This window comes from Amnibacterium endophyticum (assembly GCF_042680685.1).
Classification (GTDB): domain Bacteria; phylum Actinomycetota; class Actinomycetes; order Actinomycetales; family Microbacteriaceae; genus Amnibacterium; species Amnibacterium endophyticum.
This window is the reverse complement of sequence record NZ_JBHUEA010000002.1, coordinates 57,499-71,007: the sequence shown is the minus strand read 5'-3', so window position 1 is coordinate 71,007 and position 13,509 is coordinate 57,499. Positions and strand designations below refer to the sequence as shown.

Genomic DNA, 13,509 nt, shown 5'->3' with positions numbered 1-13,509 from the left:
TACGGTCTGCCGGTGCTGACCTCGACGCTCCACGACGGATCCGACCTGGTGGAAGCTGTGCTCGACGGAGCGCCGGACGGCCCTGCGATCGCCGTGCTGCGGCGGCAGCTGACGGACGCGGCGGGGCGGCACGGCGGCGCGCGGGTGCTGGTCGAGGTGCGGCGCTACGAGGACCCGGTGGCGGCGGCGGACCGGCAGGAGCTGCGCCGCCTCGCAGGGCTGCCCTCCGTGCGGCGGCTCGTGGTCGTGTCGTCCGACGCCGCCTTCCGGACTGCCGCGACGCGGCTGCTCGCCGCCCTGCCGATCGCCTGCGACGTGGTCGGCACCCGCGACGAGGCGCTGGCCCGCCTCGAGCCCTGACCCGTCGGCACCGACGCGTCTGGCCGCGCGTCGCAGCCGCGCAGTACGCTGACCGCACAACCGAAGATCCGGCCGCATCGGCCGACGCGGGAGAGCCGGTCCGCCGGCACCGTAGGAGCAACCGCCCCGGAATCTCTCAGGTCCAGCACCGCGTCGGACGGGTCGCTCTGGAGAGCGGAGCCCGCGGGGCTCCCGCCGACGGGGAAAGGCGTTCTCGCCGAATCTCTCAGGCACCATGACAGAGGGGGAGCACCACCCGGCGCCGCATCGCACGCCGGGCCCCGACGCTCTGGAGCCGCCGTGTCCGATCCCGTCCCGCACCGCTCCCCGCTGCACGACGTGCACGCCGCGGCGGGCGCCTCCTTCACCGAGTTCGCCGGCTGGACGATGCCGCTGCGCTACTCGGGCGACCTCGCCGAGCACCACGCGGTGCGGAACGCCGCCGGGCTGTTCGACCTGTCGCACATGGCGGAGATCGTCGTCCTCGGCGTCGCCGCTCCACAGGCCCTGGACGCCGCGCTGCTCGGCGAGCTGTCGACCGCGCAGGTGGGGCAGGCCCGCTACACGCTGCTGCTGAACGGCGAGGGCGGCGTGATCGACGACCTGGTCGTCTACCGCACGGGGGACGACCGCTACCTCGTCGTCGCCAACGCCGCGAACCGGGAGGTGGTCGCGGCGACGCTGCGCGACCGGGCCGTCGGCTTCGACGCCGTCGTGGAGGACGAGACGGACGAGGTCGGCCTCGTCGCCCTCCAGGGACCCCGGGCGCTCGACGTGCTGCTCGAGACCCCCGGCTTCGGCGTCGAGGGCGACGGCGACGTCACCGAGGCGCATTTCCGCGAGCAGCTGGCGGCGCTGCGCAACTACCGCTTCATGCGCGCCCGCTACGAGGGCCACCCGGTGCTGGTCGCACGCACCGGCTACACGGGGGAGCGCGGCTACGAGCTGTACGCGCCGCCGTCCCTGCTGCCCGCGCTCTGGCGCGCGCTGCTCGAGGTCGGCGCCGGCTCCGGCGTCGTCCCGGCCGGCCTCGCGGCCCGCGACACGCTGCGGCTCGAGGCGGGCATGCCCCTCTACGGGCACGAGCTGACGACGCTCACCCGCCCGCACCAGGCCGGCCTCGGCCGGCTGGTCCGCCCGGCGAAGGCCGCCGACTACGTCGGCCGGGAGGCGGTGGAGCACGCGTCCGGCGGTCGCGTCCTGGTCGGCCTCGCGGCGGAGGGCCGCCGTGCGCCCCGCGCGGAGTACCCCGTGCTCGCGGGCGACCGCGAGGTCGGCGTCGTGACGAGCGGCGTGCTCAGCCCGACGCTCGGCACCCCGATCGCGATGGCCTACCTCGACGAGGACGCGCGCGACGCGGACCTCGCCGTCGACGTCCGCGGCACGCGGCTCCCCGTCCGCGTCGTCCCGCTCCCCTTCTACTCCCGAGAGGCCTGACATGACCGCCCCCGAGCACCTCAAGTACACCGCCGAGCACGAGTGGGTCGACGCGGACGGCGACGTCGCGACGGTCGGCGTCACCGCCTACGCGGCCGCGCAGCTCGGCGACATCGTCTACGTCGACCTGCCGTCCGTCGGCGACGAGGTCACCGCCGGGCAGACGGTCGGCGAGCTCGAGTCGACGAAGTCGGTCGGCGAGCTCTTCTGCCCCGTCTCCGGCGAGGTGGTCGAGGTGAACGAGCAGCTGTCGTCGTCGCCCGAGGTCGTGAACAGCGACCCGTTCGGCGAGGGCTGGCTGATGCGGGTGCGCTTCAGCGAGCTGCCCGAGCTGCTCGACCGCGACCAGTACGACGCGCTGACGGGCGCCGCATGACCGACCTCGCCGCCCGCCCCGCCGTCGCCGTGCCGGCGGACGCCTTCCGCCGCCGGCACATCGGCACGACCCCCGACGCCCAGGAGCGGATGCTGCAGGCCGTCGGCGCCGACTCGCTCGACGCGCTGCTCGACCGCGCGGTGCCGGACGCGATCCGCCCGGAGCCGGCGGAGCACCCGTCCGTGCTGCCGGCCGCCGCGACCGAGCGGCAGGCGATCGCCGAGCTGCGCCGCCTCGCGGCGCGGAACACCGTCCGCACCTCGATGATCGGCCTCGGCTACTCCGGCACGATCACCCCGGCGGTGATCCAGCGCAACGTGCTGGAGAACCCGGCCTGGTACACGGCGTACACGCCGTACCAGCCGGAGATCAGCCAGGGGCGCCTCGAGGCGCTGCTGAACTTCCAGACGATGGTGGCCGACCTGACCGGGTTGACCACCGCGAACTCGTCGATGCTGGACGAGGCGACGGCGGTCGCGGAGGGCATGCTGCTCGCCCGGCGCGCGTCGAAGGCCCGCACCCCGCGGTTCGTGGTCGACGCGGACGCGCTGCCGCAGACGAAGGCCGTGCTCGCCGGCCGCGCCGAGGCCGTGGGCGTCGAGCTGGTCGAGTCGGACCTCGCCGTCGACGGGCTGCCCGACGGCGACCTGTTCGGCGTGCTCGTGCAGTACCCGGGCGCCTCCGGGCGGGTCTGGGACCCGGCCGAGGCAATCGCCGCGGCGAAGGAGCGGGGCGGCCTCGCGGTCGTCGCCGCCGACCTGCTCGCGATGACGCTGCTGACGCCGCCCGGCGAGCTCGGTGCGGACGTCGCCGTCGGCACCACCCAGCGCTTCGGCGTGCCGATGGCGATGGGCGGCCCGCACGCCGGCTACATGGCGGTGCGCGCGGGGCTGGAGCGGCAGCTGCCGGGTCGCCTCGTCGGGGTGTCGAAGGACGCGGACGGCGACCCCGCCTACCGGCTCAGCCTGCAGGCTCGCGAGCAGCACATCCGGCGCGAGAAGGCGACGAGCAACATCTGCACCGCGCAGGTGCTGCTCGCCGTGATGGCGGCGATGTACGCCGTGTACCACGGGCCCGCCGGGCTGAAGCGGATCGCGGAGGACGTCCATGGTGCCGCCGCGCACGCCGCGACGATGCTGCGCGCCGCGGGCGTGCGGGTGCGCGAGCAGGCGTTCTTCGACGTGCTGCTGATCGACGACGTGGACGCCGAGGCCGTGCTCGACGCGGCCCGCGAGCGCGGCCTCTGGCTGCGCCGCGTCGACGACCGCACCGTCGGGATCGCCTTCGACGAGGCGACCGGCGACGTCGTCGACCTGCTGGTCGACCTGCTGGCGGGCGACCGCTCCTCCGACTTCGCCTTCGTCGCCGGCGGCGCCGCGACCCTGCCCGTGCAGCTGCTGCGCACCTCGGCGTACCTGACCCACCCGGTCTTCAACACGTTCCATTCCGAGACCGGCATGATGCGGTACCTCCGCTACCTGGCCGACCTCGACTACGCGCTCGACCGCGGGATGATCCCGCTCGGCTCGTGCACGATGAAGCTGAACGCGGCGACGGAGATGGCCGCGGTGACGTGGCCGGAGTTCGCCGACCTGCACCCGTTCGCGCCGGCGGAGGACGTCGCGGGCTCGCTCGAGCTGGTCGGCCAGCTGGAGGCGTGGCTCGCCGAGCTGACCGGGTACGACGCGGTCAGCCTGCAGCCGAACGCCGGCAGCCAGGGCGAGCTCGCGGGGCTGATGGCGATCCGCGGCTACCACCGCGCGAACGGGGACGAGAGCCGCACGGTCTGCCTGATCCCGTCGTCCGCCCACGGCACGAACGCCGCCTCGGCGGTGCTCGCCGGCCTGAAGGTCGTGGTCGTCGCGTGCGACGAGCTCGGGAACGTCGACCTCGCCGACCTGCGGGCGAAGATCGCGCAGCACGCGGACGCGCTCGCCGCGCTGATGATCACCTACCCCTCCACCCACGGCGTCTACGAGCACGACGTGCGCGAGGTGACCGACGCCGTCCACGCGGCCGGCGGCCAGGTGTACATCGACGGCGCGAACCTGAACGCGCTGCTCGGCCGGGCCCGCTTCGGCGACTTCGGCGGCGACGTCAGCCACCTGAACCTGCACAAGACGTTCTGCATCCCGCACGGCGGCGGCGGGCCGGGCGTCGGCCCGGTCGCGGCCAAGGCGCACCTCGCCGCCCACCTGCCCGGCCACCCGATGGCGCAGCAGGCGGACGGCGTCGCGCACTGGGCGCCCGGCCGCTTCGGCGGGACGCCGGTCTCGGCGGCGCCCTACGGGTCGCCCGGGATCCTGCCGATCTCGTGGGCGTACGTCCGGATGATGGGCGCGGACGGGCTGCAGGCGGCGACCGACGCCGCCGTCCTCGCGGCGAACTACGTCGCCGTGCGGCTGCAGGAGGCGTACCCGGTGCTCTACCGCGGCGAGGGCGGCCTCGTCGCGCACGAGTGCATCCTCGACCTGCGGCCGATGACCGCGGCCACGGGGGTCACGGTCGACGACGTCGCGAAACGCCTGATCGACCACGGGTTCCACGCGCCGACGATGTCGTTCCCGGTGCCGGGCACGCTGATGGTCGAGCCGACCGAGAGCGAGGACCTCGCCGAGATCGACCGGTTCGTCGACGCCATGCTCGCGATCCGCGCCGAGGCCGACCGGGTGCGGGCGGGGGAGTGGCCGGCGGACGACAACCCGCTCGTGAACGCGCCCCACACGGCGCACGCGCTCGCCGCCCCGGAGTGGACGCACCCGTACACGCGCGAGGAGGCGGCCTACCCGTTCGAGGCCTCCGCCGCGGACCGGCACCGCGCGGTGCGCGGGAAGTACTGGCCGCCGGTGCGCCGCATCGACCAGGCGTGGGGCGACCGCAACCTCGTCTGCGCCTGCCCGCCGCCGGACGCCTTCGCCTGACGGTCGCTGCGACGGCGCAGCCTCGGGACCACTCGTCCGCGCCGACGGCGGGGGTGGTCTCGAGGCTCGCTGCGCTCGCACCTCGACCGGCGGGAGGGCGCTGCGCTCGCGCCTCGACGGGCGGGAGGGCGCTGCGCTCGCGCCTCGACGGGCGGGAGGGCGCTGCGCTCGCGCCTCGACCGGCGGGAGGGCCCAGCGTTCGTGCCTCGACGGGCGGGAGGGCCCAGCGTTCGTGCCTCGACGGGCGGGAGGGCCCAGCGTTCGTGCCTCGACCGGCGGGAGGGCGCTGCGCTCGTGCCTCGACGGGCGGGAGGGCCCCGCGCCGCGGGTCAGCCGAGCGGGGTGACCGTCTTCGGGACGGAGTCCCAGAGCCGCGCGCCGGTGAACCGGCAGGGCAGCGGCTCGACGTCGACCGCCTGCAGCGCCTCGCCCAGGCGCTCGGCCGGGACGCGGCGTGCGAGGGTCGCGTGCGCCGTCCAGCGGTCGGGCAGCGTCTGCTCCGACACCGCCGCGTCCGGCGCGTGCGCGGCGAGGGCGCGGTGCAGCGCCGCGTGCAGGGTCAGGAGCGGCCGGCTCGGCACGACCTGGCGCGCGAGCACCCAGCGGTGGCGGTGGCCGCCGAACAGCACGGGGGAGCCGACCACCGCGCCGAACCCGCGACCGCGCAGGTCCCAGCCCTCGAGGACCGCGCCGACCCGGTCCAGCGCCGGGCGCAGATCGCCCTCGTCGGACACCGCGACCGTGACGTGGGGCCGGTTCGTCTCCCCGGTGTGGGTCGCGAGGCTGGGCAGGCCGGCGTCCGCCAGGGCCGCCCACGAGCGCGCCAGCGCCGTCTCGGTCTCGTCGTCGAACAGCAGCTCGATGCTCTGGACCACGCCGTCACGCTAGGCGCGGCCGCCGACAGCGTCCCGCGCGGCCGTGGTCAGGGGAGCAGCCCGGGTGCGACCGCCTGCACGACGTAGTAGCCCACGAAGCTCACGAGGTCGAGCAGGAAGTGCGCCACGACGAGCGGGGCGACGCGGCCGAACCGACGGTAGAAGAGCGCGAAGACGACCCCCATGACGGCGTTGCCGATCGCCGGCCCGAAGCCCTGGTACAGGTGGTACGAGCCGCGCAGGAGCGCGCTCGTCACGACGACCGCGGGCCAGCCCCAGCGCGCGTCCCGCAGGCGGGAGACGAGGAAGGCGACCACGATCACCTCCTCCTGCAGCGCGGCGCGCAGCGCCGACAGCACCAGCACGGGCACCGCGTACCACTGCGGTGCGAGCCCGGCCGCGTGCACCGGGGTGGTGATGCCGAGCGCGACGCCCGCGAAGTACAGCCCCAGCCCCGGCAGCCCGATCGCCAGCGCGAGGAGGGCCCCCGTCCCGGCGTCGAACCCGGGCCGGCGCACGTCGAGCCCGATCCGGCGCAGCACGCCCGGTCCCATCAGGTACAGGGCGAGCAGCACCGGGACGAGCGGGAAGGCGATGGACAGCAGCTGCTCGATCAGGTCGAACAGGGGCCGCACGTTCTGGGTCGGGTTCAGCGTCTGGGGCTGGCTGCGCAGCGGTCCGCGGGAGAGCGTGTCGGCGAGCGACACGACCGCCCACACCGCCGACTGGCCGAGCGAGACGCCCAGCACGAGCAGCAGCTCGGCGCGGGGTCGGTAGGCACGCCCGACCGGTTCGACCGACCCGGCCGGCCCGTCCGCGTCCCGTGCCGCGCCCGGCCTCGCGCTCACCACCGCGCAGCCTGACGGCACGGCCCGACGGATCCTCGCGGCGCGCACCCTGTGCGTCGCCGCGCAACGAAGTTGCCAGAGCGCAAGGACTGCCGCGGCTTTCGTGCGAGCAGGTGCATCGATCCATCGCCCCCGGTTTCCGACGTGTAACAAAGCAGCCCTGGGTTCCAGGGTCCTACCCGTTCATCCTTATGCTTGCCCGGGCATCCGGACGCCGGGAGCCGAGCAGGCCGTTCTGCACCTGATCCGAAGGGGAACCGTGTCCTTCAGCCAGCCCGCCGAGTCCGAGGCCGTCGAGGAGTCCGACGGATTCGGTCGCCGGGATCGGCAGGACGACCGCGGCGACGCCACCGGCGGAGCCATCAAGGGCCGGTCGCTCCTCTCGATCGCCTGGCGCCGCCTGCGCCAGGACAAGGTCGCGATGGCGGGCGGCGTGGTCGTCGTCCTGTTCATCCTGATCGGCGTGTTCGCCGGCGTCATCACGAAGCTGTACGGCACCAGTTACGGCGCACCCGAGGACCCGACGTCGCTCCTCGACCCGAACACGAACCTGCCGCTCGGCGCCGCGGGCGGCATCAGCGGCTCGCACTGGCTCGGCGTCACGCCCAGCACGGCGCAGGACATCTTCGCCCTGCTCGTCTTCGGCGCCCGCACCTCGCTCTTCATCGCCGGCCTCGCGACGCTCTTCTCGCTCGTGCTCGGCATCACGCTGGGACTCATCGCGGGGTACTACCGCGGCTGGGCCGACACGCTGATCTCCCGGATCATGGACGTGATCCTGTCCTTCCCGGTGCTGCTGTTCTCGCTGGCGCTCATCGCCGTCGTCGGCATCATCGTCCCGGCCGGCGACCCGGCGGTCGTGGCCCGCAACGCGATCATCATCGGGGTGCTCGGCTTCTTCGGCTTCCCCTACATCGGTCGGATCGTCCGCGGCCAGGTGCTGTCGCTGCGCGAGAAGGAGTTCGTCGAGGCCGCGCGGAGCCTCGGCGCCTCGGACGCGCGGATCATGTTCCGCGAGATCCTGCCGAACCTGCTCGGGCCGATCCTCGTGTACACCACGCTGACGATCCCGAACTACATCCTCGGCGAGGCGGGCCTCTCCTTCCTCGGCATCGGGATCATCCCCCCGACGCCGTCGTGGGGCCAGATGCTCTCCGACGCGGCGCAGTACGTGCAGGTCGACCCGCTCTACCTCGTGTGGCCCGGTCTCGCGATCTTCATCACCGTGCTCGCGTTCAACCTCTTCGGCGACGGGCTGCACGACGCCTTCGACCCGAAGTCGACCCGATGACGGGCCGACCCACCAGACGCGCGGAGGAAGCGGCCTGCACCGCCCTCCGCCGGGCCGTCAGGCCCACCCCCGGCGGCTCGCGCCGCCGGACACAGCACACCAGGAAGGACGACCTATGAGGTACAAGCGCGGTACTACGGCGCTCGTCGCCGTGTTCGCGGCGGGGGCGCTCGCGCTCACCGGCTGCTCGGGCGGTGGCGGCGGCAACACCACCAACCCCTCCAGCAGCACCGGCGGCGGGTCCGCCACCTTCAACGGCGCGGTCGACGGCGTCGTGAACCCCTCCACGAAGACCGGCGGCACCATCAAGCTGCTCTCGGACTCCGACTGCGACTCGTGGGACCCGGCCCGCACCTACTACGGCTGGTGCTTCAACATGCAGCGGCTCTTCTCGCGCACGCTGATCGGCTACAAGAACGTCAACGGCGACAAGTACGAGCTCGGCCCGGACCTGGCCACCGACATGGGCACCCACAACGCGGACTACACGCAGTGGAAGTACACCCTGAAGGACGGCCTGAAGTACTCCGACGGCACGGACATCAAGGCCGAGGACATCAAGTGGGCGACTGAGCGCATCTTCGCCACCGACCAGATCAACGGCGGTCCGACCCAGTACTTCCTCGACGTCATCAAGGCGCCGAGCGGCTACAAGGGCCCGTACCAGGGCAAGGAGCTCGACAGCATCCAGGTGTCGGGCAACACCATCACCTTCAACCTGAGCAAGCCGTACGCCGACTTCAACTACCTGCTCGCCCTGCCGACGCTCGCGCCGGTCCCGGCGAAGGTCGAGGGCGGCAAGGGCTACGTCGGCGGCACGTACGCCAAGAAGCCCGTCTCGTCCGGCCCGTTCGAGCTCTCCTCCTACACCCCGCAGAAGTCGGCGACGTTCACGCGGAACAAGTACTGGGAGCAGTCGACCGACACGATCCACAAGCCGCTGGCGGACGAGATCGACCTGACGATCGACACCGACCCCAACGACATCGACAACAAGCTGCTGGCCGGCGCCGCCGACGCCAAGGCGAACGTCGACGTGGGCTCGACCCTGCAGACCAAGATCTTCACCGACGCGAAGACCAAGGCGAACGCCGACAACCCGGCCACGCCCTTCACGCGCTACCTGACGATCCCGCAGTCGGTCATCCCGAACCAGGACTGCCGCGCGGCGATCAACTACGCGCTGGACAAGGCCGCGGTGCTCCAGGCCTTCGGCGGCAACTCGCACGGCCAGGTCGCGGCGTCCTTCACGCCTCCGGGCATCCCGGGCCACGAGGACGGCTCCGCCTACGACCCGTACAACACCGCGGCGACCAAGGGCAAGGGCGACATCGCCAAGGCCAAGGAGGCCCTGGCCAAGTGCGGTCAGCCGAACGGCTTCTCCACCAAGATGGCCTACAGCACCCCGAGCCAGACCGGCCCGAAGGTGTTCGCGGCGGTCCAGCAGTCGCTCGCCAAGGTCGGCATCAAGGTCACGCCGGCCACGTCCGACGCGTCGAACTACTACTCCACGTTCGTCGGCTCGCCGGCCAACGTGAAGAACCAGGGCCTCGGCCTGATCCTCGCCGGCTGGGGTGCTGACTTCCCGACCGGGTACGGCTTCTACAACTCGATCGTCAACGGCAAGAACATCCTGCCGACCGGCAACTCGAACTACGGCAGCCTGAACAACCCGACGATCAACAAGATCCTGGACGAGTCCACGGGTGGCAGCACCACCGAGGAGCAGTGGCAGCAGCTCAACCACACGCTGATGGAGACGGGCGCCGACCTGCCGCTGCTGTGGGGCAAGTCGCTGTACTACCGCAACCCGCGCCTGACGAACGTCGCGTGCAACAACGCGCTCGCGTTCGGCATCTACGACTGGGTGAACATGGGCGTCAGCGGCAGCTGACCCTTCCCGCCATCAGAACCACCCACTCGCAGGAAGGGTGACGGGGCCGGCGGTCCGGAGCGATCCGGGCCGCCGGCCCTCCCAAGCGCATGATCCGTTTCCTCATCCGCCGCATCGCCGGCGCGGTCGTGGTGGTCTGGATCGTCAGCGTCGTGACGTTCCTGATCTTCCAGATCGCGCCCGCGCTGTCGAACACCTCGCCCGTCTACTACTACGTCGGCAAGATCCCGTTCAAGCCGGGCTCGACGCAGCTGAAGCTGCTGGAGCACCGGTTCGGGTTCGACCTGCCGATCTGGCAGCAGTACACGAACTTCATCGGCGGCATCTTCGGCAAGCAGATCTCCGACGGGGTGAACACCCCGATCGACTGCCCGTTCCCGTGCTTCGGCTACTCCTTCCGGCAGAACGAGCTGGTCAGCGTGCTGATCGGCCGCGCCATCCCGGTGAGCGCCAGCATCATCGTCGGCGCCGCGATCCTGTGGCTGATCTTCGGCGTCCTGGTCGGCACGCTGTCCGCGCTCAAGCCGGGCTCGATCGTCGACCGCGTCGGCATGGGAGGCGCGCTCGCCGCCGTGTCGCTCCCCATCTTCTTCACGGGGCCGCTGCTGCTGCTCGTCTTCCAGTACACGCTCGGCTGGATCCCGCTCAGCACCGCCTACGTGTCACCGTTCGTGAATCCGCTCGGCTGGTTCCAGAGCATGATCCTGCCCTGGGTCGCGCTCGCGTTCCTCTTCGCGGCCCTGTACGCCCGGCTCACCCGCTCGAACATGATCGAGACGATGAGCGAGGACTTCATCCGCACCGCGCGGGCGAAGGGGCTCTCGCGGCAGACGGTCGTCGTCCGCCACGGCCTCCGGGCGGCGCTGACGCCGATCGTCACGATCTTCGGCATCGACCTCGGCACGCTGATCGGGTCGACCGTCATCACCGAGAGCGTGTTCAACCTGCGCGGGCTCGGCTACCTGTCGATCCAGTCGATCCTGCAGCAGGACCTGCCGGTGATCCTCGGCGTCACGATCATCGCGGCGGTCGCGCTCGTCGTCGCGAACCTGCTGGTCGACATCGCCTACGGCATCATCGATCCGCGGGTGACCGTCTGATGCGGCCGCACGCGAGCGACGAAGGAGACCGCGCATGACCCAGACCGCAGCGGTGCCGGCGAGCCGGTACGCGCCGGACGGCCCCTTCCTGCAGGTCGAGGACCTCCGGGTGCACTTCCCGACCGCGGACGGGCTCGTCAAGAGCGTCGACGGCGTCTCGTTCGAGGTGGAGCGGGGCGAGATCCTCGGCATCGTCGGCGAGTCCGGCTCGGGCAAGAGCGTCACGAGCCAGGCGATCCTCGGCCTTCACAAGAACTCCAAGGCGCGGGTCACCGGCAACGTCTGGCTGAACGGCACGGACCTCGTCGCGGCCAGCGAGGAGGAGATGCGGAAGCTGCGCGGCACGGAGGTCGCGATGATCTTCCAGGACCCGCTGTCGGCGCTGCACCCCTTCTACTCGATCGGCGCGCAGATCAGCGAGGCCTACCTCGTCCACCACAAGGTGGGCAAGAAGGAGGCGCGCAAGCGCACGGTCGAGATGCTCGACAAGGTCGGCATCCCGAACGCCGCCCGGCGCTACGACGACTACCCGCACCAGTTCTCCGGCGGCATGCGCCAGCGCGCGATGATCGCCATGGCCCTGATCAGCGACCCCACCCTGCTGATCGCCGACGAGCCCACCACGGCGCTCGACGTCACGGTGCAGGCGCAGATCCTCGAGCTGATCAAGGAGCTGCGGACCGAGCTGAACAGCGGCGTCATCCTGATCACCCACGACCTCGGCGTCGTGGCGGAGACCTGCGACGACGTCCTCGTGATGTACGGCGGCCAGTGCGTCGAGAAGGGCCCGGTGGACGAGGTGTTCCACCAGCCCGAGATGCCGTACACGTGGGGCCTGCTCAACTCCATGCCCCGCATGGACCGCGTGCGCGCGAGCCGGCTGATCCCGATCGCGGGCCAGCCGCCGTCGCTCATCAACGTCCCCAAGGGCTGCGTGTTCAACACGCGCTGCGGGTTCGTCGACCGCGTCCCCGGCAGCAGGTGCTTCGAGGACCACCCCGACCTGCTGCCGACGGATGCGCGGCACGAGGTGCGGTGCCACATCCCGCCGGAGGAGCGGCGCGAGATCTTCGCCGCCGAGATCCGGCCCAACCTGTGAACGCCGAACCGGTGAAGGGAGCGCGGCCGTGACGACCGCCATCGATCAGGACGCCGAGCGACGGCACGAGGCCGACGGGACCGAGCCGCTGCTCGAGGTGAGCGACGTCCGGAAGCACTTCCCGGGCCGTCGCGAGGGGATCCTCGGCCGGCCGGGCAACCCGATCAAGGCCGTGGACGGGGTCAGCTTCAGCCTCCGCGCCGGTGAGACCCTCGGGCTCGTCGGCGAGTCCGGCTGCGGCAAGTCGACGACCGGCCGGGTCGCCTCCAAGCTGATCGAGCCGACGAGCGGCTCCATCAAGTTCCGGGGCAGGGAGATCGCGCAGCTGTCGAGCCGCGCCATGCGGCCGATGCGCCGCGAGATGCAGATGATCTTCCAGGACCCGTACTCGTCGCTGAACCCGCGGCACACGATCGGCACCGTCATCGGCGCCCCGTACCGGATCCAGGGCCGCAAGCCCGACGGCGGCATCAAGTCGACGGTGCAGGCCCTGATGGAGCGCGTCGGCCTGAACCCCGAGCACTACAACCGCTACCCGCACGAGTTCTCGGGCGGCCAGCGGCAGCGCATCGGCATCGCCCGCGCCCTCGCGCTCGAGCCCGAGCTGATCGTCTGCGACGAGCCGGTCTCGGCGCTCGACGTGTCCGTGCAGGCCCAGGTGGTCAACCTGCTGGAGGACCTGCAGCGCGAGCGCGGGATCGCCTACGTGTTCATCGCGCACGACCTGTCGATCGTCCGGCACATCTCCGACCGCGTCGCCGTCATGTACCTCGGCAAGGTGATGGAGATCACCGACCGCGACTCGCTGTACGAGCAGCCGATGCACCCGTACACGCACGCGCTGCTGTCGGCCGTGCCGATCCCCGACCCGTCGATCGAGTCGCGGCGTGAGCGCATCCTGCTCACCGGCGACCTGCCGAGCCCGTCGAACCCGCCGTCGGGCTGCGTGTTCCACACCCGCTGCCCGAAGTACAAGACGGAGCTCTCCGACTCGCAGCGCGAGCGCTGCCGCGGGGAGGAGCCGGTGCTGGAGGACAAGGCGCCGGGCCACAAGGTGTACTGCCACTTCCCGCAGGTGCGCACCGACCTGATCGACGGCGGGCCGGGCCAGATCCGCACGACGGGCCCGAAGGCCGCCTGACGCCGCGAGGCACCGCCCCGCACCCCTCCGCCCGACCGGGTGGGAGGTGCGGGGCGGAGCCGTGCGCGCGGGAGGACGCCTCCGGCACCCCGCGCCCGGTACCATGGGTCCAGGCGGCGCCGAGGACGGGGCCGCGATCGGCGTGAGCGCGCCCGCCCACAGGGGCA

11 protein-coding genes and 2 riboswitches are annotated in these 13,509 nt (G+C 72.2%); of the genes, 9 read left to right on the top strand and 2 right to left on the bottom strand.

All coding sequences use genetic code 11. The features are described from left to right. Window positions 1–12 precede the first annotated feature (12 nt). The 4 genes from ACFSBI_RS01680 (at window position 13) to gcvP (ending at window position 5,094) form a co-directional block, all read left to right on the top strand. Window positions 13–360 (top strand): hypothetical protein, encoded by a 348-nt coding sequence (locus ACFSBI_RS01680; RefSeq protein ID WP_377931453.1) that lies wholly within the window; start codon window positions 13–15, stop codon window positions 358–360. 77 nt (window positions 361–437) lie between these two features. Beyond that, window positions 438–521: riboswitch (glycine riboswitch) on the top strand. A 1-nt stretch (window position 522) separates the two neighbouring features. Continuing rightward, a riboswitch (glycine riboswitch) is annotated at window positions 523–609 on the top strand. Between the two features lie 51 nt (window positions 610–660). Further along, window positions 661–1,797, top strand: coding sequence for a glycine cleavage system aminomethyltransferase GcvT (gene gcvT / locus ACFSBI_RS01675; RefSeq protein WP_377931452.1), 1,137 nt, complete (start codon window positions 661–663; stop codon window positions 1,795–1,797). Window position 1,798: 1 nt separating this feature from the next. Continuing rightward, window positions 1,799–2,173 (top strand): glycine cleavage system protein GcvH, encoded by a 375-nt coding sequence (gene gcvH, locus ACFSBI_RS01670; RefSeq protein ID WP_377931451.1) that lies wholly within the window; start codon window positions 1,799–1,801, stop codon window positions 2,171–2,173. Next, the gene (gene gcvP / locus ACFSBI_RS01665; RefSeq protein WP_377931450.1) at window positions 2,170–5,094 is read left to right on the top strand and encodes an aminomethyl-transferring glycine dehydrogenase; all 2,925 of its coding nucleotides are present in this window, start codon (window positions 2,170–2,172) and stop codon (window positions 5,092–5,094) included. The genes gcvH and gcvP overlap by 4 nt, the downstream gene beginning before the upstream one ends. A 329-nt stretch (window positions 5,095–5,423) precedes the next feature. On the opposite strand, the gene ACFSBI_RS01660 is transcribed toward gcvP, so the two are convergent. Both ACFSBI_RS01660 and ACFSBI_RS01655 read right to left on the bottom strand, forming a co-directional pair. Continuing rightward, window positions 5,424–5,969, bottom strand: a complete 546-nt coding sequence (locus ACFSBI_RS01660; RefSeq protein ID WP_377931449.1) for a 2'-5' RNA ligase family protein — start codon at window positions 5,967–5,969, stop codon at window positions 5,424–5,426. A 47-nt stretch (window positions 5,970–6,016) separates the two neighbouring features. After that, on the bottom strand, window positions 6,017–6,817 hold the full coding sequence (locus tag ACFSBI_RS01655; RefSeq protein ID WP_377931448.1) for a CPBP family intramembrane glutamic endopeptidase: 801 nt from the start codon (window positions 6,815–6,817) through the stop codon (window positions 6,017–6,019). A 259-nt stretch (window positions 6,818–7,076) separates the two neighbouring features. Between ACFSBI_RS01655 and ACFSBI_RS01650 the strand changes: the two genes are divergently transcribed. The 5 genes from ACFSBI_RS01650 to ACFSBI_RS01630 all read left to right on the top strand — a co-directional run bounded on the left by ACFSBI_RS01650 (window position 7,077) and on the right by ACFSBI_RS01630 (window position 13,342). Next, window positions 7,077–8,108, top strand: coding sequence for an ABC transporter permease (locus ACFSBI_RS01650; protein ID WP_377931447.1), 1,032 nt, complete (start codon window positions 7,077–7,079; stop codon window positions 8,106–8,108). A 115-nt stretch (window positions 8,109–8,223) separates the two neighbouring features. Next, window positions 8,224–10,002 carry an ABC transporter substrate-binding protein gene (locus ACFSBI_RS01645; RefSeq protein WP_377931446.1) on the top strand — a complete coding sequence of 593 codons (1,779 nt, stop codon included), beginning with the start codon at window positions 8,224–8,226 and terminating at the stop codon, window positions 10,000–10,002. Between the two features lie 89 nt (window positions 10,003–10,091). Beyond that, window positions 10,092–11,102: an ABC transporter permease gene (locus ACFSBI_RS01640; RefSeq protein WP_377931445.1), complete on the top strand. Its 1,011-nt coding sequence runs from the start codon at window positions 10,092–10,094 to the stop codon at window positions 11,100–11,102. A 34-nt stretch (window positions 11,103–11,136) separates the two neighbouring features. Further along, the gene (locus tag ACFSBI_RS01635) at window positions 11,137–12,201 is read left to right on the top strand and encodes an ABC transporter ATP-binding protein (RefSeq protein ID WP_377931444.1); all 1,065 of its coding nucleotides are present in this window, start codon (window positions 11,137–11,139) and stop codon (window positions 12,199–12,201) included. A gap of 28 nt (window positions 12,202–12,229) precedes the next feature. Beyond that, window positions 12,230–13,342: an ABC transporter ATP-binding protein gene (locus ACFSBI_RS01630; protein ID WP_377931443.1), complete on the top strand. Its 1,113-nt coding sequence runs from the start codon at window positions 12,230–12,232 to the stop codon at window positions 13,340–13,342. The last annotated feature ends 167 nt before the right edge of the window (window positions 13,343–13,509 follow it).

Coding starts and splice junctions, on each gene's coding strand:
- ACFSBI_RS01640 (WP_377931445.1), top strand. CDS start 10,092: ATGATCCGTTTCCTCATCCGCCGCATCGCCGGCGCGGTCGTGGTGGTC.
- ACFSBI_RS01645 (WP_377931446.1), top strand. CDS start 8,224: ATGAGGTACAAGCGCGGTACTACGGCGCTCGTCGCCGTGTTCGCGGCG.
- gcvP (WP_377931450.1), top strand. CDS start 2,170: ATGACCGACCTCGCCGCCCGCCCCGCCGTCGCCGTGCCGGCGGACGCC.
- ACFSBI_RS01635 (WP_377931444.1), top strand. CDS start 11,137: ATGACCCAGACCGCAGCGGTGCCGGCGAGCCGGTACGCGCCGGACGGC.
- gcvH (WP_377931451.1), top strand. CDS start 1,799: ATGACCGCCCCCGAGCACCTCAAGTACACCGCCGAGCACGAGTGGGTC.